At 54.2% G+C, this 18,655-nt stretch carries 18 protein-coding genes and 2 pseudogenes; 11 read left to right on the forward strand and 9 right to left on the reverse strand.

Features of this window, described 5'->3' with window-relative positions; genetic code table 11:
- The first annotated feature begins 146 nt into the window (after positions 1-146).
- Positions 147-1,922, forward strand: coding sequence for an SLC13 family permease (locus D888_RS0114870; RefSeq protein ID WP_026362419.1), 1,776 nt, complete (start codon positions 147-149; stop codon positions 1,920-1,922).
- A gap of 98 nt (positions 1,923-2,020) precedes the next feature.
- Here D888_RS0114870 and D888_RS24995 read toward each other — a convergent pair.
- The 4 genes and pseudogenes from D888_RS24995 to D888_RS0114890 all read right to left on the reverse strand — a co-directional run.
- Positions 2,021-2,185 (reverse strand): annotated as a pseudogene (locus D888_RS24995) (IS3-like element ISPpr7 family transposase); the annotation flags it as partial.
- Between the two features lie 174 nt (positions 2,186-2,359).
- Positions 2,360-2,647 (reverse strand): annotated as a pseudogene (locus D888_RS25000) (helix-turn-helix domain-containing protein); the annotation flags it as partial.
- Positions 2,648-3,270: 623 nt separating this feature from the next.
- Positions 3,271-3,453 carry a hypothetical protein gene (locus D888_RS0114885; protein WP_020677366.1) on the reverse strand — a complete coding sequence of 61 codons (183 nt, stop codon included), beginning with the start codon at positions 3,451-3,453 and terminating at the stop codon, positions 3,271-3,273.
- A 465-nt stretch (positions 3,454-3,918) separates the two neighbouring features.
- Positions 3,919-4,884 (reverse strand): IS30 family transposase, encoded by a 966-nt coding sequence (locus D888_RS0114890; protein ID WP_020675961.1) that lies wholly within the window; start codon positions 4,882-4,884, stop codon positions 3,919-3,921.
- Positions 4,885-4,921: 37 nt separating this feature from the next.
- On the opposite strand from D888_RS0114890, the gene D888_RS0114895 reads away from it, so the two are divergent.
- Positions 4,922-5,320, forward strand: coding sequence for a hypothetical protein (locus D888_RS0114895; RefSeq protein ID WP_020677367.1), 399 nt, complete (start codon positions 4,922-4,924; stop codon positions 5,318-5,320).
- On the opposite strand, the gene D888_RS0114900 is transcribed toward D888_RS0114895, so the two are convergent.
- From D888_RS0114900 to D888_RS0114915, 4 genes are all read right to left on the reverse strand, one after another.
- The gene (locus D888_RS0114900) at positions 5,303-6,037 is read right to left on the reverse strand and encodes an MBL fold metallo-hydrolase (protein WP_020677368.1); all 735 of its coding nucleotides are present in this window, start codon (positions 6,035-6,037) and stop codon (positions 5,303-5,305) included. The genes D888_RS0114895 and D888_RS0114900 overlap by 18 nt on opposite strands.
- Positions 6,038-6,586: 549 nt before the next feature.
- Complete coding sequence (locus D888_RS24100; RefSeq protein WP_156827025.1) at positions 6,587-6,964, reverse strand: hypothetical protein; 378 nt, start codon at positions 6,962-6,964, stop codon at positions 6,587-6,589.
- Between the two features lie 116 nt (positions 6,965-7,080).
- Entirely contained in the window at positions 7,081-8,466 is a 1,386-nt protein-coding gene (locus D888_RS0114910) for a malonyl-CoA decarboxylase (RefSeq protein WP_020677370.1), read from the reverse strand.
- 88 nt (positions 8,467-8,554) lie between these two features.
- Entirely contained in the window at positions 8,555-9,634 is a 1,080-nt protein-coding gene (locus D888_RS0114915) for a beta-ketoacyl-ACP synthase 3 (RefSeq protein WP_020677371.1), read from the reverse strand.
- Positions 9,635-10,150: 516 nt separating this feature from the next.
- Here D888_RS0114915 and mobB point away from each other — a divergent pair.
- The 8 genes from mobB to D888_RS0114955 all read left to right on the forward strand — a co-directional run bounded on the left by mobB (position 10,151) and on the right by D888_RS0114955 (position 16,269).
- On the forward strand, positions 10,151-11,248 hold the full coding sequence (gene mobB / locus D888_RS24800; RefSeq protein ID WP_156827026.1) for a molybdopterin-guanine dinucleotide biosynthesis protein B: 1,098 nt from the start codon (positions 10,151-10,153) through the stop codon (positions 11,246-11,248).
- Positions 11,245-11,586: a winged helix-turn-helix domain-containing protein gene (locus tag D888_RS0114925; RefSeq protein WP_020677373.1), complete on the forward strand. Its 342-nt coding sequence runs from the start codon at positions 11,245-11,247 to the stop codon at positions 11,584-11,586. Before mobB ends, D888_RS0114925 begins: the two co-directional genes overlap by 4 nt.
- Complete coding sequence (gene modA / locus D888_RS0114930; protein WP_020677374.1) at positions 11,583-12,350, forward strand: molybdate ABC transporter substrate-binding protein; 768 nt, start codon at positions 11,583-11,585, stop codon at positions 12,348-12,350. Before D888_RS0114925 ends, modA begins: the two co-directional genes overlap by 4 nt.
- Positions 12,347-13,138, forward strand: a complete 792-nt coding sequence (locus tag D888_RS0114935) for a molybdate ABC transporter permease subunit (RefSeq protein WP_020677375.1) — start codon at positions 12,347-12,349, stop codon at positions 13,136-13,138. Before modA ends, D888_RS0114935 begins: the two co-directional genes overlap by 4 nt.
- The gene (locus D888_RS0114940) at positions 13,135-14,208 is read left to right on the forward strand and encodes an ABC transporter ATP-binding protein (RefSeq protein ID WP_020677376.1); all 1,074 of its coding nucleotides are present in this window, start codon (positions 13,135-13,137) and stop codon (positions 14,206-14,208) included. Before D888_RS0114935 ends, D888_RS0114940 begins: the two co-directional genes overlap by 4 nt.
- A 26-nt stretch (positions 14,209-14,234) precedes the next feature.
- Positions 14,235-14,666, forward strand: coding sequence for an MOSC domain-containing protein (locus D888_RS0114945; protein ID WP_020677377.1), 432 nt, complete (start codon positions 14,235-14,237; stop codon positions 14,664-14,666).
- A gap of 27 nt (positions 14,667-14,693) precedes the next feature.
- Entirely contained in the window at positions 14,694-15,911 is a 1,218-nt protein-coding gene (locus D888_RS0114950; RefSeq protein WP_020677378.1) for a molybdopterin molybdotransferase MoeA, read from the forward strand.
- A gap of 124 nt (positions 15,912-16,035) precedes the next feature.
- Complete coding sequence (locus D888_RS0114955) at positions 16,036-16,269, forward strand: twin-arginine translocase TatA/TatE family subunit (protein WP_020677379.1); 234 nt, start codon at positions 16,036-16,038, stop codon at positions 16,267-16,269.
- Positions 16,270-16,444: 175 nt separating this feature from the next.
- On the opposite strand, the gene moaA is transcribed toward D888_RS0114955, so the two are convergent.
- Positions 16,445-17,428 (reverse strand): GTP 3',8-cyclase MoaA, encoded by a 984-nt coding sequence (gene moaA / locus D888_RS0114960; RefSeq protein ID WP_020677380.1) that lies wholly within the window; start codon positions 17,426-17,428, stop codon positions 16,445-16,447.
- 176 nt (positions 17,429-17,604) lie between these two features.
- Between moaA and D888_RS21885 the strand changes: the two genes are divergently transcribed.
- The gene (locus D888_RS21885) at positions 17,605-18,579 is read left to right on the forward strand and encodes a thiamine biosynthesis protein (RefSeq protein WP_033423250.1); all 975 of its coding nucleotides are present in this window, start codon (positions 17,605-17,607) and stop codon (positions 18,577-18,579) included.
- Positions 18,580-18,655: the final 76 nt, after the last annotated feature.

Raw genomic sequence — 18,655 nt, forward strand, 5'->3', positions numbered from 1 at the left:
AGGAATTTTGCATTTCGGCCAATTTCAAACATTTAAAACTATGTAGGACAAAAATTAAGAAATCCATCTATTTGACCTCGACTCAGACCCAAGTATAGTTGATATCATCTGATTTTATACGGATCTCTGGGAATTACCTTTTAATGATGACTACCGACCAAACCATCCTCTTCAGTCTGATTACACTCATTTTAATTTTTCTCATATGGGGCAAGATACGTTACGACGTGACCGCATTTGCCGCACTTGTTTTGGCCGCTATGACCGGTGTCATTCCCAAAGACCAAATTTTCTCAGGTTTTGGCCACCCGGCGGTCATCATCATTGCCTTGGTACTGATCGTCAGTCGCGGTCTCTCTCGATCTGGTGCCATAGAAATGCTGGCGCGCAAAGTCGTCGACTCGTCGCGCAGCTTACAGAACCATATCGGCATTATGGCAGTTATCTCCGCGACACTTTCGAGCATTATGAACAATGTCGCTGCGCTGGCGTTGCTGATGCCGGTCGACATACAGGCTGCCCAGCGCTCCAAGCGGAGCCCGTCTCTAACGCTGATGCCGCTTTCTTTCGCCTCTATCCTTGGCGGCATGATAACTTTGATCGGCACTCCACCAAACATCGTTATTGCCACCTTTCGCGAAAGCGCTCTAGGCAAACCGTACGGCATGTTCTCTTTTGCCCCGGTCGGGCTTGTGGTAGCGATTGTCGGGGTGTTGTATGTCTCTTTTCTTGGCTGGCGGTTGATTCCGGCCGAACGCGGCAAGCACGATACTCTTCTGGAACTTGGCGATTTAAAAGCCTACATTTCAAACGCCAAGGTGCAAAAAGCCTCCAGTGCCGTGGACAAGAAGCTCAAGGACCTCGAACCGTTCGCTGAGAAGAGTGATGTCAATATTCTCGGCCTGGTGCGGCACGGCAAGCACCTACCCGGTTCCGCCCGGCGAGAAATCATCCGTAAGAATGATCTGGTGGTGCTTGAAGGGCGGCCTGATGCCATCGACCAGTTTGTCGGTGCCGCAGACTTAGAATACGTCGGCGCACATAAGCATGACAGCATGCTCGCCGAAGCAGTGACCCTAATGGAAGTCGTTGTCCCGAAAGGGGCTATGATCGAAGGCCGTAAGGCGATGGAGGTCCGGTTACTCTCCCAGCGTAACGTGACCCTGCTCGGTATCTCGCGGAAGGATCGGAGAATCCGTGAGCAGGTACGCAAAGTCCCAATTAAGGCGGGAGATATCTTGCTGTTACTTGGCCCGGAGGAGCAACTTCCGAATGTGGTTGATTGGCTTGGTTGTCTGTCACTAGCTGGACGTGGTCTCGAAGTCCCTCAGCGGAGCAAGGCGTGGGCGGCGGTGGCTATTTTTGCCGCCGCAATTATTGCCGCCAGTACCGGTTTGATTTACCTGCCAATGGCGTTGGCGGCAGTGGTTGTCGCTTATGTCGCTCTGCGCATTGTGCCATTATCACAAGTGTATGACTCGGTCGAGTGGCCAGTTATTGTGCTGCTTGGCTCAATGATTCCGATCGGCGCCGCGCTAGAGGCGCGTGGTGGCACAACTCTGGTGGCCAATGCAATTGTTGACTGGACGGCTGGCTGGCCGACCGTCGCAGTTCTTACCATCCTGATGCTCGTCACCATGACCCTTTCGGATGTGTTGAATAACGTGGCAACGGCACTGATCGCCGCCCCCATCGGCATCGATATAGCCACCCGGCTTGATGCCAACCCGGATTCTTTCTTGATGGCGGTCGCCGTCGCAGCATCCTGTGCATTTCTGACTCCCATCGGTCATAAGAACAACACCATCATCATGGGTCCTGGTGGCTATAAATTTGGCGATTACTGGCGAATGGGTCTGCCTCTGGAGATTTTGGTCGTGCTAGTTGGCATTCCGACGATTCTCTTGGTCTGGCCTCTTTGAAATTCACGAGAACAATAACCTTCTCATAGATCACGATCCAAAATATAAAAAACGGCCCAACCTGATTCCAAATGGTTGGGCCGTCATATATGTTGTGCTGGGTGCTCCGGTCGATACTTTAACGTGCGAAACAGAGATTCCGAGAAGGGATTGTCGTTGCCGACACCAGGGCGACTGAAGGAAGGCATAACGCCCAACTGCTGAAGTGCCGCCAGCATGGTTGATCCTTTCATGGGGCTGCCATTTTCGGAATGTAGAATCAGACCCTGCGAATCAACCTCATACTGACCAGCATCGGCCAGACGGGAAACAATTTGCCAGGGTGAAAGATCCCGGTATTCAGGGGCATTGGCCACCGCAAGGACTTGCTGCCTCTCGACATGTGACAGTTGATTCGGGGGCGCAGTTCGTGGGCCGTTACGTCGATCATACCCACCATTCTGGTCCCGCCATCTTTGTACTGTACGACTTGTTAACCCAAGCATTTTGGCCACCTGTTCCAAACGAGCGCCCCGGCACATCGCGTCTTTGATCAGGAGGAGAACCTGTTTCCGGACTAGAGGGTCGTGTCGTCGTCCACCCAAAGGTCCCGGGCTTTTTTTCAGGGCCAGCAGAGTTGCCGCTTCTGCCAGAGCCTTGTCCTTGCGCAGAAGTTCCTTTTCCAAGTCCTGGATACGCTTACGCTCATTGCGCTTACCACCAAATGTCTCTAGACCAACCAGCATCTGATCGTGCTATTGCTGCGTGTGGGATTATGCAAAACTCGGCTGCGTAAAAAAGGGCCTAGGTCTTCCTCCGAAAGCGATGTCGCTTCTAAGACCGCAGCCAGTTTTTCTTCAGGAGTCCAATCATAGGGACGTTTCATCTTTGATATCCTCCGTATAGATTTGGAAAACGATGGTAAATCTGGCTGGTCCGCAACATCCACCGTATCTGTTTCGCTCATCCCGCGATAGAGAGTGCTCCATGATACGCCAGCTTCTTGTGCAGTCGAAGTTTTATTTGCCCCGTTAAGCTCCGCAGCCTTACGGATCATAAGGGCCCTGAATGATCTGGTATACATGTGCCTCCTGACTGCCCCCAATTTTGAGTTCAGTTAGAGGCGACAACAATGCTGACACAGGGAGATCTTGCTTCACCTTAGGACTTAAAACACACCCAACATCAGAGCCACCGTCTCAAAAATTCTAAGTTATGCCGCATCAAGCGCCATAGTCAAAAACTGGTGTTCTCCATCTCTAAACTATCAGGATTAATGAAATGGAGCACCAGAACTATACATAAAAACGCCCCGACAATTCAGTCAGGGCGTTACGAGGATTAATTCTCTTTGAATCCCTTTTTAAATTTAGCCAGCTATCATGTGAGCGATGAATGGCCACGCCACCAACACCGCAGTGCTAAAGGCAGTAACACCAAGACAGACTAAAAGCACTCCAAGCCAAATGTTAGCAAGCGGATTAACAGCTTGAGACACAGTAGTGACTTCGTTAATTTCTTGGCCGATTGTCGTTGTGATAGAATTGGTCATGGCGTCCTCCTTAGCGGGCGTGGGAGACCTACCTCCCATTCAATTATGGTGAAACATTCTCTTTTATTCCATCCTTCTTGATATATTGATATTCCAAGGAATGTGCCAGAAATTCAAAAAACCATATATTTATATTTTATCCTTAAATATCGGTGACTTATAGCGAAATTTAAACTCTCCATAAATAAGCATAGAAACAGTCTTTCGTTGCAGTTGCAACAAAGCTTATTGTTATTTAGGTTAGCAACTTGTGTTTAGGATAATGAACCACTCCTAATTTTGCTGATTGGTGGGAGTTTAACGCTTTTTACTGCCGAAATGAGGTCCTCTCCTTAAAATGTTGCTTTAGCCGTTGCAATATATAAAATGCAACAACTTCATCACAAAGCCGCCACCTCTACATTCTCAAGCAAGCTCACTGGTTTGCGTTTGGAATTGCTTGGCAGGTTAATTTCTTAGGCGGATTCAATTCGCTAGTGCAACCGGTGGATTGATTCCAAAAAATACCTGATTGGGGGTTTTAAATCCAAGGCATTTTCTGGGGCGGTTGTTGAGTTTGTTCATCACTCTCTGAATCTCTTCGTCAGTCACTTCAGCGAGATCCTTGCCTTTTGGGAAGAACTGGCGAATAAGGCCATTGGTGTTCTCGTTTAAGCCGCGTTCCCACGAATGATAAGGGTGCGCAAAATAACCGCTAGACTGAAGCATCTCGTCAATGTCCAGATGCAAGGCAAACTCTTTCCCGTTGTCGTAAGTCAACGTTTTCACGTGTGAGGCCAGCGGTAGTAATCGTTTCACTATGACAGCCCGAACCTTTTTTGCTGTCCGATCGGGTGCCTTGCCAATCATGCTCCAACGGGTCTTGCGTTCCACGAGGGTAACCAAAACAGCGCTGCCTTGTTTGCCAATGACCGTATCGGCTTCCCAATCACCGACTCGACTCCGTTCGTTGACCACCTCTGGTCGTTCGTCGATCGAAACGCGCCCTTTGAGCTGGCCACGACGATCTGGCGCACCGTAACGCTTTTTACGTTGTTTCTGACAGCGCAGATATCGGTAGATGTCACCACCAGCCCGCTTGTCACGAAGAACATATTGATAAATCCACTCGGGACTAACATGGAGACATTCTTCCTGCCGCAGCCAATAGCTGACCTGCTCTGGACTCCAGTATTCGCGGGTCAACTGCTCGACGCGCGCCCAGGACTCGCGAGTGATACGGCAAGTGACCTTTTCCTGACGACGACTTACAGCAAGACCATCAGCCTGCTTGGGTCTGTAGCCTCTCAACCCACAATTGCGTGCCATCTCCCGGCCAATGGTGGATTTATGGCGGCCAAGAACCTTGGCCATTTGCGCCTTCGATTGACCGGCTGTTTTCAAGGCGGAAATCTGATATCTTTCTTCTCGGGTAAGCTGTGTGTAGTGCATCATCGCGCTCCTCTAACTTTGGTCGGTGAAAGAAGCCGTGAGCCTACCGCAGCTTATCCTTCAAACCAAACTATTAGAGTTGCACTTACAACTTGAATCCGGGTTAGAAATCACGATCAAAATACAAAAAACGGCTCGATCTGATTCCAAAGGGTTGGGTCGTCTCTTACATGTTGTGTTCGATCATGTTCCTGCTTCATCGAAGTACTTAAAACACACCCACTATCAGGAGGCCATCTCAAAGCTCCTGATCAATAAGAACGACACAGGGGCCCCCATTTGGAAGGTTGGCCGTTTCGGTGTCTTATTGATGGTGATTTACGGCGGCGTCTCCAATCTGCGCGCGTCACTGCAATTTTTCCTCATTTTACAGACAGCGTTTTTCAGTTGGTTGCTCAGATTGCCAGATGGTATTCCTCTAAGCCTGACTCCGTAGAACTGCCAAATTTTCCAAATGAATTCTGTTTTCATTCGCGGTGTCAAAATTAACACGCACTCCATCTTTTATCATCAGCAGGTAGTCAATTGTTTTCTGGATATCCAAATTTGTTATTTCCAGGGTATGACTTGAAAAGATCTTTCTGGTGGGCAACGAAAGGTAGAGTTTGAGTGTTTCGATATAGGTATCCAGATTTGGATCTTCGACGTAAATAATTGGGCTTTCGACGTTATCACCAACATACAAGGCACCTTCAGCCCAATCGAAAATAGATATGCAATCTCTTGTGTGTCCGGGACTGTGAAATATTTCGATCTGATCGTCAGGGAAGGAGATCGATTTATCGAAAACCAGTGAAGGCAGAACCGGTTCAACCTTACCGCTTATATATTGCCCATTATTGTCAATTTGACTCTGCCAATTGTTGAGCAGATCCTCACGACAAAAACGGTGACCAACGATTGTTTTATCCTTGAAGGCAACATTGCCCCATACATGGTCCCAATGGAAATGTGTGTTGACGACTAGGACTTCTTTCTTCGGGTCAAGCTTTTCCAGGCGTCTAACTATTGGCTCCATGCTCAGGGAACCACAGAACGTATCAATAACAAATAATCTATTCATTTTTTCTATCAGGAAAACACATGTGTAATACTCGCTAATTTCATTATATATGTAGGCTACTGAGTTACCTGTAATAACTATTTCTTCCATTTTTACTCACAATTAATCAAAGTTAGTTTGCTTCTTCAAGGACGAGATCTTCGTTAACAACGATTGACGCAGTGAAGAAACCTGTCTTGGGTTAATTCTATATTTATTTTACGGAAAGAGTCGATGTGGTATGTGGCATTCTCGCAATCCTGCATTGCGAGAAATGCCGACCAGTTCACCAGCCGCTGTACAAAATCAACTTAACTCACTAACAGAGCCTTTTTATTTGTAAGTGATAAAAAGGGGACAGATTTATTTAATCTAAATTACGGGGTTTTGCAAAGTTGCAACCACACCCAAGAACAACAAAAGCCACCCTTCAGCATCAACCTGAAAAGCGGCTTTCAAAATTCACCTTGTCCTAAAACCCCGAATAATATCCCCACAGATCAGTGTGTTATTTCAACTAGTTGCCGCCATATGCTCCCAGCGCGACTGACCTGTCAACCAGCTGCCGTCGCTGGTGATTTTCAGACAGCCTATTTTCGCGGCAAAGCCCTCAATTCAGGCCTTAATGACGATCAGCAGGCAGCGGGAATCTGGATTGATTCAGCGCGGCGGGATGGCGGGGACCTGACGCCAGCCTTTTGCCAGCATGCAAATGTGAAAATAACGTTGTTCATCATACCAGCGACGTTGCACATCGTAATAAAAGGGCGGCGGCTCACCATACCAATAAGCAGAGTGACGATAATAATGGCGGTCGTAGAAGGGAAAGCGCGGGTAGAAGTGGGGGCTAAAATAGTCGCTATTCTCGGCCTCTTGCCGGGACAACCTCAGGCATTCGTCGGTTGCCTGCTGTAACTCTGCTTGACTGAGTCCCTCCGGGTGTTGCCAGACCAAAGGAACCCCGCAGCCACAGAGAAGCAGCAGACAGAACCAGAGCAGGAGATGGGAAAGATTCCAGTTGAACCTGACGCATTTCATGGCTCAATTATAGCGAAAAAAACTCAAAATACTCAAAATCTGTCGAAGATCAGATTGAGCTAAATCCCGACCTGCGGGAACTCATCACCCCTCAACCTGGAGTCATAGGTCCCCTGCTATTTCAGACCCTTAACCGCTGAGGAGAGGGCAATCTTTCTCTCTGTCGCATACAGCTCATGATTCTTCTCGATATCCTTGATCGGATAAAGATAGTTCACCATCAATCCATAGGCCTGCATGAGCCCCTTCTCTGACAGGTCACCGAGCCAGTTGACCCGCTCGATGCGTGCGCCGTTGCCGAGGTGAAAGCGCTCGACCGGGTCGATCGGCTGCCCGTCGGCGCGGGTGGTGTGAAAATACTGGTAGAGCAATTTCTCCAGCAACGGTCGCACCATGGCACAGAATTCACCGTTCTGGTGCCAGCCCGATTGCTCAAGAAGCGCAACGAGATCAACCGGAGACCCCGGCTCAGAATCAGTCTCCGTCAGCCCTTCCATCACCTCTTCACCGAGCAACTTCGCCACTTCTTCGGCACCAGCTCCTTTCAGCCAACGGGAAAAACCGGGGATCGGCGACAGGGTCGAGAAGGTTTTGATGTCAGGCAGTTCCGCCTTGAGGGTTTCGACCACCCGCTTGATCAGAAAGTTGCCGAAACTGATCCCCTGCAGCCCCTGCTGGGCGTTGGAGATCGAATAAAAGATCGCCGTATCGGCGTCCTCAGGGGGCACATGGGGCGTCGATTCATCGAGCAGGTTCTGGATGCTGTCGGAGAGACCGTTGGTGAGGGCGACCTCGACGAAGATCAGCGGTTCGCCGGGCATATTGGGATGGAAGAAGGCATAGCAGCGGCGATCGAGGTGCAGCCGGTGACGCAGGTCCTGCCAGGAATGGATTTCGTGCACCGCTTCGTAGGCGACCAGTTTCTCGAGCAGGGCGGCCGGTGATTGCCAGTCGATGTGACGCATCTCGAGCAGGCCAACATCGAACCAGGTGGCGAGCAGACGGCGAATCTCCAGATCCAGCGTCGCCAGTTCGGCATCGGTTTTGGCAAAGCCGATCAGATCCTTGCGCAGGTCGACCAGAAACTTGATCCCCTGCGGCAGGGTATTGAACTGGTGCAGCAGTTTGAGTCGTGGCGTAATCAGTAGATCGCGCAGCGCCTCTTCAATTGGGCCGCAGTCGGTATCATCGGTCCCCAGATAGCGTTTGCACTGTTGGCGCAGCGCCTGCCGGTCCGGGCCGAATTCACGCGCCAGGAGACGCAGAAACCGACTGCGCCCCGCGCTCGTAAGGTTCTGGTAAAGCCCGCCAATCTCCATGGCGTGCTTGCGTGCCGAGACCTCTCCGCCCCGCGCCTCGATCCAATTCTGAAACTGGCGACGCAAAATGTCTTCGTCGCCTTTGGGGAGATCCGGATTGAGCTTCTGGTTGCGGTCTCCCATCAGGCTGCCGGTGAGACTTGACCAGCTGCGCCCGATCGATTTCAGGCTGTTTTTGAACATTTCAAAGTCCTTGTCTGTTCCTATCTCAAACCAGAGTTCTGGCATTCCGCCGAGATTCGTAAAACCTGAACAATGTCCATGTCCAGGTTTAGCCCTTTTTTATCTGCCTGGCCGCAATTATCTCCAGCACCAGCTGCAATCCGGTCTTATCACAAGGAGACAGATCGATATCCGAGGTGCCAAGTGGCGCTGTCCGCGAGCCCCAGGTCAGCAGATGCGCGCTCCAGGTGAGGCCGCCACCGAAGGCGGGCATCAGGATCTTCGCGCCGGGAGCGACACGGCCCTCTTCAATGGCTTCGACCAGGGCCAGCGGAGCGGTCGCGGCCGACATGTTACCGTAGCGCTGAATATTGATATAGACCTTCTCATCACTGGCGCCCATGCGTTTGGCGAGGGCATCGATGATGCGCAGATTAGCCTGATGCGGCACTATCAAATCGATCGCCTCCTTGGCCAAACCCTCTTTTTCGAGGACATTGTCACAGGCACGGCTCATGCCGACGACGGCGCGTTTAAAGATTTCGGGGCCATTGAAGTTCCATTTCGTTTCACCGAGAATCACCCCCTGATTGGCATATTTCTGTCCCCAGCCGGCGACATCGAGGATATCGCGGTTCTTGCCGAAGCAGCCGAGGGATTCTGCCACCACTCCCGCTTTATGCTCGCTCCCCTCCAGATAAAAGGCGGCGGCACCATCGCCGAACAACACCGCAACGTCACGGTTCGACCAATCCATCATACTCGAAGTCACTTCGGCCCCGATCACCAGCGCACTCTGGACGACACCGGTCCTGATCATCGCGGTTGCGACACTCAAGGCGTACATGCCACTGGTACAGGCGGTGTTCAGATCCATGCAGGCGGCGTTGTCGGCACCCAGCAGTTGCTGCACGCGGGACGCAGAGTTCGGCACTATTTGATCAAATGAGCAACTGCCGAAGATTATCAACCCGACCTCAGCCGCCGTTTTTCCCGCCGCGGCCAAGGCCCGCGCACAGGCAATATGGGCCAGATCGCTGACCGGGACGTGGGAGATACGGCGTTCTTTCATGCCGGTCCGGCTGACGATCCAGGCATCATCTGTTTCAAGAAAGGTTGAAAGATCGCCATTGGTCAGGATTGCGGGCGGGGTGCATTTCCCCCAACCGGTGATATCTGCGTAACGCATCATTGCCTCCTGGGCAGGGTTAAAAAGCGCGAATAAAACGAACAAAGCTGCTTTGACCCGGCGGTTTTGTCACCGCATTTTCAACGAATACTCCAGTCTGGAATAATCGATAACATCCTGAACCCGGTACTCGTCCTTGAGCATCTCAAACACTTCATAGCGGCGCTCTTTGTGCCGACCAGGGCCGAAAATGGTGTACCTCCAAGATGGATCGAGACGTCATTGACCTTCACTCAAAACTACGCTGGAAGTTGACCGACCCTGTTTTTGTGCTTTTGCGAATAATGTAATAACCAGCCCCTGAATACTATCCAATCAAAATCCTCGGGTCAAAGCCTATATCCGAGATCCGGGTTTTACCCTATGACAGAGAGAGAACGAAGCCTTGGCCGGGAGTTGTCAGTCACAGTCTTGGTCCGTGGGCAACCGACCGCTTAAAGGCCGCACTTTATTCATTGCTCTTTTTTGCTGATTAAGACCCTTGACAAACATATCAGTTTTCATATTATATGCGTTATGCAAATTTCGCATATCGATAATTTTCTGCCGCTGTCCAACGTCACCGGTGTCGTTTTTGCCGGAGGCCGCAGTACGCGGATGGGGAGCGACAAAGCAGCCCTGCTGATTGACGGTCAGTCGCTTTTCAGCCGGGTCGCCCGCGCCCTTGGCCAGGTCTGCGCCCGGCGACAGATCGCCGGTGAACGCCCCGACCTTGCGACGAAAGAACTGCCGGCCTTCGCCGACACTTACCCCGGTTCAGCCCTTGGTGGTTTGCATAACGCCCTCGAACATGCATCGACGGAGTGGGTGCTGGTGCTCCCCTGTGACCTGCCCTGCCCTTCTCCACAGCTGCTAAAAACCCTGCTTGCGCATCGTCGGCAGGACGTCCAGGCGGTTATTCCACGAACCTGCTACGGCGATGAACCCCTGATCGCCTGTTACCGCCGGGATATTCTGCCGCTGGTTGAAGCGCAGTTGCTGCAGCAGAACCTGCGCATCAAAGATCTGCTGAAGCATCTTCAGGTTTGCTATCTGGAGGAGGCCAAGCTGCCTGCCGGTTGGCGGCGCGCCTTGACCAACCTGAACCGGCCGCAGGATCTGGCGCGCCTCCTGTCTCCTCCGGTTGTGACCCTGGTCGCGCGCAGCGGCACAGGTAAAACCACCCTGCTGGTCAAACTGATCGCCGAGATGACCGCCCGCGGCTGGACGGTCGGTGCGCTCAAGCATGACGCCCACAAATTCGAGATTGACCACGAAGGGAAAGATACCTGGAAGATGGCCGCGGCCGGGGCGGCCATGACCGCGATCAGTTCCCCAACCAAGACCGCAATCATCCAGCGCCATGAACTTGAGCCACAGTTGGAGCAGTTACTTGCGCCCTTTACCGGCAAGGTCGATATCCTGCTGACCGAAGGCTTTAAAAAGAGCAGTCTGCCTAAAATAGAGGCACACCGCCAGGAGTTACACCAGCCGCTCCTCTGCCGCGGTGAGATCGATGATCCAAGTTTGATCGCGGTCGCCAGTAACACCGTGCTGCACCTGGACGTCCCCTGCTTCGATTTGAATGACGCCAAGCTTCTGGCCGATTTCATCGAGGAACGGTTCTTGAAGTGAACAGGATTCAGGTGCGCGCCAAGGTCTGGCTCGAAGTCGACGGCGAACCGTTAATCGGCTCCGGCCGCGAACGCCTGCTGCTGGCGATAGAGCGTTGTGGCTCGCTGAATGCCGCCGCCGCCGAACTCGGCATCCCCTACCGCAAGCTCTGGGCACAGCTCCAGCAAATGGAGGATCACGCCCCGTTCCCGCTGGTTGAACGTTCCAAGGGGGGCAAAGGCGGCGGATCGACCCAACTGACGATCGAGGCGAAAGAGCTGTTGCAACGTTTCGCACGGCTCAAACTGGGACTGAACGAATTGATTGACGAGAAATTCGCTGAGGAGGATCTGCGATGAGGATTATCCGGCTGTGTCTGCTCATGATTTTACTGCCGACCCTGGCCCAGGCCACTGAACTGTCGGTGTTTGCGGCCTCATCCCTGACCGAAGTTCTGCAAGCAGTCGCGCAGGCGTATCAAACCCAGCATCCCGCCGACAAAATTGTCCTCAACTTTGCCGGCAGCCAGTCCCTTGCCACGCAGATCGAACAGAGCGCACCCGCCGATCTGTTTATTGCCGCCAACACTGCGGCGATGGATAGATTGCTCAACAAAGGGCTGGTCGAGAATCCACGCACTCTCCTGCAAAACCAGCTGGTTCTGGCGATTCAACCTGAACTCAAGGCAAAAATCACTTCAATTAAAGACCTCGCTCGGTACGACCTGCTCCTGGTGATCGGCAACCGGCAGGTCCCCGTCGGCAAATACACCCGTCGACTCTTCGCCAATCTGGCCGCTGATCCCGAGTACGGGCCTGAAGTCGTGCAGCAGATCGAAAAGAAGGTCGTCAGCCAAGAGAATATGGTCAAGGCGATTGTTGCCAAACTGCTACTCGGTGAGGCCGATGCCGGCATCGTTTACCAGAGTGACCTGTCCGCCGATTCCGCGCGTAAATTAGTGGCGGTTCCCATCCCGAGCCGGCACAATCCGCTGGCGACCTATCCGGTGGCCATGACCACCGGAAGACACGCAGATTGTACAAAGCTGGTGGAGTTTCTCTTCAGCCCTGAGGCGCAACAGCTCTTTACCCGCTATGGGTTTCTGACGGGTGCCCGCGAGTGAACCGGCCCCGCCTTTTCTCTCTGTTTCTGGCAACCGCGGGGTCGCTGCTGGCCGCCCTGATCCTGCTGCCGATTCTCGCCCTTTTGCTGGCCAGCAGTCCGCGAGAACTGCTAAGCCTGCTGTTGCGCGGTGAAGTCCAGCAAGCCCTCTGGATCACGCTGCTCTCGTCACTTCTGGCACTCCCGCCGATATTCCTCCTGGGCCTCCCCGCCGCCTACGGCCTTTCGCGCATCAACGGCAAAGTGCGCCGGATTCTGGAGACCCTGCTCGAACTGCCGATGGTGATGCCCCCGATCGTGGCCGGTCTGTCTCTGTTGCTCGCTTTTGGCCGCCGCGGCCTGCTCGGCAATCTGCTGATGGATATCGGGCTGAGTATCCCCTTTACCCTACTGGCGGTTATCATCGCCATTCTGTTTATTGTCACACCCTATTTCGTGCGGCGCTGTACCCTGCTCTTCGCCGGGGTCGATCCTAAACTTGAGGATGCGGCCCTGCTGCTTGGCGCCACCCCTTTTCAGACCTTTCTACGGGTCTCACTCCCCCTGGTCCGTCGCGGCCTGGCGGCGGAAGCGATCATGGCGCTGGCCCAGGGGGTCGGGCTGTTCGGCACCATTATCCTGTTTGCGGGCAATCTCCCCGGCCGCACCCAGACCCTGTCGCTGGCGATCTACACCGCCTTTCAGTCGGATCCACAACAGGCCTTCGGCTTGGGCGCGCTGCTGTTGTTGATCTCTTTGTGCCTGCTGACCGCGGTAAAATGGGTTGCGCCACAGGAGTCAACCCAATGAATAGCCTCAGGTGCCGCGTCCAATACCCGCTCGCGCAGTATGAGCTGGTGGTCGATCTGACCGTGAAGGCGGGTGTTACCGTGTTACTCGGGCCCAATGGCGCCGGGAAAAGTAGCCTGTTGCGACTGATCGCCGGTCTGGCCAAGCCCAGAGCCGGGCGGATCCAGTTGGGTGAGCGGCTGTTATTTGATGTCCTCAAGAAGATCGATCTGCCCCCCGAACAGCGGCGGATCGGCATGGTCTTCCAAGATCTGGCCCTCTTCCCACACCTCAATGCCAGGCAGAACATCGCTTTCGGGCTGCGGATTCGATCTCTGCCCAAGGCTGAGATCGAGAACCAGGTTGAGAGCATTCTCGATAAACTCGGGATCGGCCAACTGGCCGAACGCAGTGTCACCACCCTCTCGGGTGGCGAACGACAGAAGGTCGCCCTGGCACGCACCTTGATCACCGGTCCGCAATTGCTGCTGCTCGACGAACCGACCGCGGCCCTCGACCCGTCGTCACGCGGGGCGATCCGACGCTGGCTGCACCAGATCCTGGGAGAGCTACAGATTCCAACCCTGCTGGTGACCCATGATTCCGAGGAAGTTGCCTGGTTTCGCAAACGCGTCGCAGTCATCGAGAATGGGCAGATCGTGCAACGCGGCAGCTATCACCAGCTGCTGCGTGAACCACAAAGTGACTTTGTCGCCCGCTTTGCCGGGATCAACCTAATCAGCGGCGAGGTGATTGAACAGGGGAGCGAGAAATCTTTTCACAGCGCTGGCGGCACCCGCCTCCTCGGACAGTTTATCAGCGTACTCCCCGGACCTGCGACCCTGGCGGTTGCCCCCTGGGAGGTCTCGCTGTTTGCCGAGCCACCGGGCGGGAGTCCACAGAATGTTATTCCCGGCCGCGTCAGTGAACGCATTGTCCTGGGCGACCGGGTCCGGGTCACCCTGCTCGGTAAAGAAAAGCTGGTCTCTGAAATCAGTCACCGGGCCTGGGAGAAGATGGGATCCTTCGACACCGGGAGTGAACTGTACGCCGTTTTTAAAGCGCGCGAAGCGCGTATCCTGAGCAACTAAGTTGCTTGAATAAATAAGGAGTAACCATGAATGCAAAGATTGTCGCAACCTGCATCAGCACCAACAAAGGGGAACGTAAAACTCCGGTCGAGCTGGTTGAACTGCGAAAGGAACATGGAATTATTGGCGACGCCCACGCCGGGGACTGGCATCGTCAGATCAGCCTGCTCGCCAGCGAGAGCATTGCCAAGATGCAGGCGCTGGGGCTGGATGTCGACAGCGGCGACTTCGCCGAGAACCTGACGACCGAAGGGATTGACCTGGTCAATCTGCCGATCGGCACCCGTCTCAAGGTCGGTGAGACCCTGCTCGAAGTGACCCAGATCGGCAAGGAATGTCACAATCGCTGCGCCATCTACGAGCAGGCGGGTGATTGCGTAATGCCGAAAGAAGGAATCTTCGCACGGGTGATTGAAGCTGGGATTATCAAGCCCGGCGATACGGTCATTCGCCTTTAAGCCCGTCAGGAACGATAGGAAAAACAGATGCTCAGTTACGATGAAGCGATCAAGCTGGTCCTCAAGAATATCACCCCTCTGCCGGCGATCGAAAAACCCTTGGAAGACGCTGGCGGACTGGTTTTGGCTGAAACGGTGAGTGCGCGCTGGGATCTGCCGACGGCGGACAATTCAGCGATGGACGGCTTCGCCCTGCACTATGAAAGTCTGCCAGCCTCGCGCCGCCTGCCGGTGACAGGGCACACCTACGCCGGACACCCTTTCGCGGGGACGATTCCCGCCGGTGCCGCGTTGCGCATCATGACCGGAGCACCAATCCCCGCAGGTTGCGATACCGTGGTCCCGCTTGAGGATGTGAGTGAAGATGCAGAGACCATCTGTTTGAATCGAGAGCTGGTTCGCGGCCAGCATGTGCGCCACGCTGGAGACGAATTCCGCAACGGGGACCTGCTGCTCGCAGCTGGCACCTGTCTGTGGGCCGGTGAGATTGGCCTGCTGGCTGCGGCCGGCATCTCGCGGGTGCGCGTTCATCCGGCGCCGCGCGTAGCGATTCTTTCGACAGGCGATGAACTGGTCGAACTGGGAGAGCAACCCGGCCCGGGACAGATCATCAATTCGAACCTGCATCTGCTGACCGCCCGCCTGCGTGAAGCCGGAGCCGAAGTGATTCCGCTCGGCATCGCCCGGGACGATATAGACGATCTCGACCACCGACTGCAATCAGGTCTGCAAGCCGATCTGCTCTTGACCAGCGGCGGCGTCTCGGTCGGCGACAAGGATCAGGTTCAAGATGCCTTTATCCGCCTGGGATTCGAAAAAATCTTCTGGAAGGTCGCAATCAAACCGGGCAAGCCGGTGCTCTTCGGCAAGATCGGTAACAAACCGATTTTTGGCCTGCCGGGGAACCCCGCCGCTTCGGCAGCTACCTGTGAAATTTTCACCATCCCGGCGCTGCGGCGACTGGCAGGGCATCCCGATCCTCTGCCGCCGTTGCTCAGCGCAAAACTCAGTCGGCAGGTCGAGGGAGGTGGCAAACGGCAGGCCTTCCTCTGGGGAGAACTGCAGCGCAAAGGGAATGGCTATCTCTTCCACCCCTCAATCCGACAAGGATCGGGGCAGAATCGTTCACTCCAGGGATCCTGCGCACTGCTCCCGATTGCAGCCGGGGCACCCGACCTCGAAGCTGGCACCCGGGTCGAAGTGCTCCTCATGCGCCTCCCCCGGGGACGTAGCTATACTGAATAGAGACGCGTTGTTTTTTTCTGATTTCCGATGTATCGTGTCGCTCTCAGTAGCAAACAGACTGAGACTGCTATAGACCATCGATTACTATTCCCCGGAGCGGGGAACACCTTTAAGGAGAGAGACCATGTTCGGACTTGGCACGCAGGAACTTTTAATTATTCTGGTTCTGGTAATGATCGTTTTCGGCGCCGGAAAACTGCCCCAGGTTGGAGGCGCACTCGGCAAGGGTCTACGCAACTTTAAAAAAGGGATGAATGACGCCACTGACGGGATCGAAGAGGCGGAAGTCACCGAGATCGAAAAGAAAGAAAAGAAGGACGAGCAAACAGAAAAGAAGGACGATCAAAAACAGAGCTGAGCCCGACAGGGCATATATTTTACAATAAAGGAGTGGCCGATGTGTGCCGCTCCTTTTTGAGTTGGACAAAGGATCTCAGCTGACAGCTCAAGCTGGCATCAGCCCTTTGCGAGTTCGGCTGTCATCTGTTTGAAACAAAGTTTTTTTCTGAGTACCCCGTCCTCGGCAAAAACCCTCAGCCGCCGATCCCCTGCATCTTACGGATTCGCGTTTGAACCCCTTGCTCTTCGGCAAGATGATGTCTCTCCGGCTTGATCTCGACCGCGCCACGCAGCAGCCTGACGAGGTCATCATCACTGCATCCCGCACGCAGAGGGGTGCGCAGGTCAATCTCATTCTCACAAAAGAGACAGGGGCGCAAAAAGCCATCCGAGGTCAAGCGCAAGCGGTTGCATTCCCCGCAAAAGTGTTCAGACACGGCTGGAATCACCCCGACAACTCCCTTGGCCCCGGCGTATTGAAACAGCCGCGCCGGTCCGGCCGGCCCCTTGCGTGCAAGCTCTTGCAGGGGGGCAATTCCGCGTAACACTTCGGTAATCTCAGCCGCAGAAAACCGGCTTTCGGGAGGATAATCAAGGCCGCCACTCACCGGCATGAACTCGATAAAACGCACCTGCCAGTTGTGCGCAAAGGTCAGGCGCGCGAAATCGGCAATCTCATCGGCATTAACCCCGCGAATCGGCACCATATTGAGTTTGAGTGGCAAGAGACCTGCGGCTTCGGCGGCGTAGATCCCTGCGAGTACCTGCTCAAGTCCGGGACGCCGGGTGATCTGCTCAAACCGTTCCGGCTTCAGGGTATCGAGGCTGACATTGACGCGCTGCAGCCCGACGCTTTTGAGTTCACCGGCCTGCGCAGCCAGCAACAGGCCGTTGCTGGTCAGGGTCAGTTCCGGCTGCTGGGGCAGTTGGCAGAGTCGCTCGACAAAGGAGATCAGGCCCTTGCGCACCAGCGGTTCACCGCCGGTCAGACGAATCTTGCACACTCCCTGTTCCACCGCGATACGGGCGACGCGGAAGAGTTCTTCGAAAGAGAGGACCTGACCGTGACCGACCGAGGGAACACCCTCTTCCGGCATACAGTAACGGCAGCGCAGGTTGCAGCGATCGGTCACCGAGATACGGAGATAATCTATTTTTCGATTGAAGGTATCGCGCAAGAGAAAATTGCCTCTGAGGGTTGATGTTCACTGGGAATAAGAATACTCTCTTTCGCCTTTGTCAGACAAGGCAATTGGTAAATTTTACCGCCCCGTCAGACTTGTTTCACATTGAAACATCGTGTTAATCTGTTTGTCTTTTCACTGTGACGAGATCAAGAATATTGGAGACAAAAATGAGTAAAGCACTAGGACTTATGTCGGGGGGTCTGGATAGCAGTCTGGCCGCCATGACCCTGATGCGTCAAGGGATTGAAGTGACCGGCATCTCGTTCGTCACACCATTTTTCGGCGCCAGTAAAGCAAAGTTCGCTGCCGAAAAAATCGGCTTTCCGCTGATCGTCAAAGAGATCAGCGACATCCATCTGCAGATGGTCAAAAATCCGAAATACGGGTACGGTCGCAACATGAACCCCTGTATCGACTGCCATTCGATGATGTTTCGCCTGGCGGGAGAGATCATGCAGGAGCAGGGCTTCGACTTCCTCTTTTCGGGTGAAGTCCTTGGCCAGCGCCCGATGAGCCAGAACGCCAACGCCTTGAGTACCGTCAGTATCTACTCTGGTCATGCGGACAAGGTATTGCGACCACTATCGGCCAAGCTCCTGGCGATCACGCCGATGGAGGAGAGTGGTCTGGTCGATCGTGAACGCCTGCTCGATATCCAGGGACGCTCGCGCAAACGCCAGCAGGAGTTAGCTGTAGAATGGGGTTTTCCCGAGTATCCCTCCAGCGGCGGAGGCTGTCTGCTGACCGAATCCGGTTTTGCCGATCGCCTGCGCGATCTGCTTGAGCATGATGAACAGGCCAGCGTCAACGACGTTCAACTGCTCAAGGTCGGCCGTCAGTTTCGGCTGTCGGACAAGTGCAAAATGGTCCTCGGGCGCAACCAGGCTGACAACGATGCAATCCATCTTCTCGCCACCGGCGACCGCCTGCGCCTGCGCAACGCCGATTTCAATGGTCCCTCAGGTCTCCTCTGCGGCGAATCCAACGAAGCCATCATCCAGACCGCCGCGGCCATCGTCGCCAGTTACGGTAAGGGAAAGGATGAGCCCGAGGTCAGAGTGATTCTGGACCGCAATGGCGAAGAGCAAACCGTCCTGGTCGCACCCCTGAACCGCGAAGACTCGATTAAACTGCTGGTGTAGATTTCAGCTACAGAAACAGACAAAGGCCCCGGCGAAACAATTCGTCGAGGCCTTTGCTTTTACGGATCCGCGCCGC

The sequence above is a fragment of the Geopsychrobacter electrodiphilus DSM 16401 genome, assembly GCF_000384395.1.
Classification (GTDB): domain Bacteria; phylum Desulfobacterota; class Desulfuromonadia; order Desulfuromonadales; family Geopsychrobacteraceae; genus Geopsychrobacter; species Geopsychrobacter electrodiphilus.

Coding starts and splice junctions, on each gene's coding strand:
- D888_RS0114870 (WP_026362419.1), top strand. CDS start 147: ATGACTACCGACCAAACCATCCTCTTCAGTCTGATTACACTCATTTTA.
- D888_RS0114885 (WP_020677366.1), bottom strand. CDS start 3,453: ATGACCAATTCTATCACAACGACAATCGGCCAAGAAATTAACGAAGTC.
- D888_RS0114890 (WP_020675961.1), bottom strand. CDS start 4,884: ATGCACTACACACAGCTTACCCGAGAAGAAAGATATCAGATTTCCGCC.
- D888_RS0114900 (WP_020677368.1), bottom strand. CDS start 6,037: ATGGAAGAAATAGTTATTACAGGTAACTCAGTAGCCTACATATATAAT.
- D888_RS24100 (WP_156827025.1), bottom strand. CDS start 6,964: ATGAAATGCGTCAGGTTCAACTGGAATCTTTCCCATCTCCTGCTCTGG.
- D888_RS0114910 (WP_020677370.1), bottom strand. CDS start 8,466: ATGTTCAAAAACAGCCTGAAATCGATCGGGCGCAGCTGGTCAAGTCTC.
- D888_RS0114915 (WP_020677371.1), bottom strand. CDS start 9,634: ATGCGTTACGCAGATATCACCGGTTGGGGGAAATGCACCCCGCCCGCA.
- mobB (WP_156827026.1), top strand. CDS start 10,151: ATGCAAATTTCGCATATCGATAATTTTCTGCCGCTGTCCAACGTCACC.
- modA (WP_020677374.1), top strand. CDS start 11,583: ATGAGGATTATCCGGCTGTGTCTGCTCATGATTTTACTGCCGACCCTG.
- D888_RS0114940 (WP_020677376.1), top strand. CDS start 13,135: ATGAATAGCCTCAGGTGCCGCGTCCAATACCCGCTCGCGCAGTATGAG.
- D888_RS0114945 (WP_020677377.1), top strand. CDS start 14,235: ATGAATGCAAAGATTGTCGCAACCTGCATCAGCACCAACAAAGGGGAA.
- D888_RS0114950 (WP_020677378.1), top strand. CDS start 14,694: ATGCTCAGTTACGATGAAGCGATCAAGCTGGTCCTCAAGAATATCACC.
- D888_RS0114955 (WP_020677379.1), top strand. CDS start 16,036: ATGTTCGGACTTGGCACGCAGGAACTTTTAATTATTCTGGTTCTGGTA.
- D888_RS21885 (WP_033423250.1), top strand. CDS start 17,605: ATGAGTAAAGCACTAGGACTTATGTCGGGGGGTCTGGATAGCAGTCTG.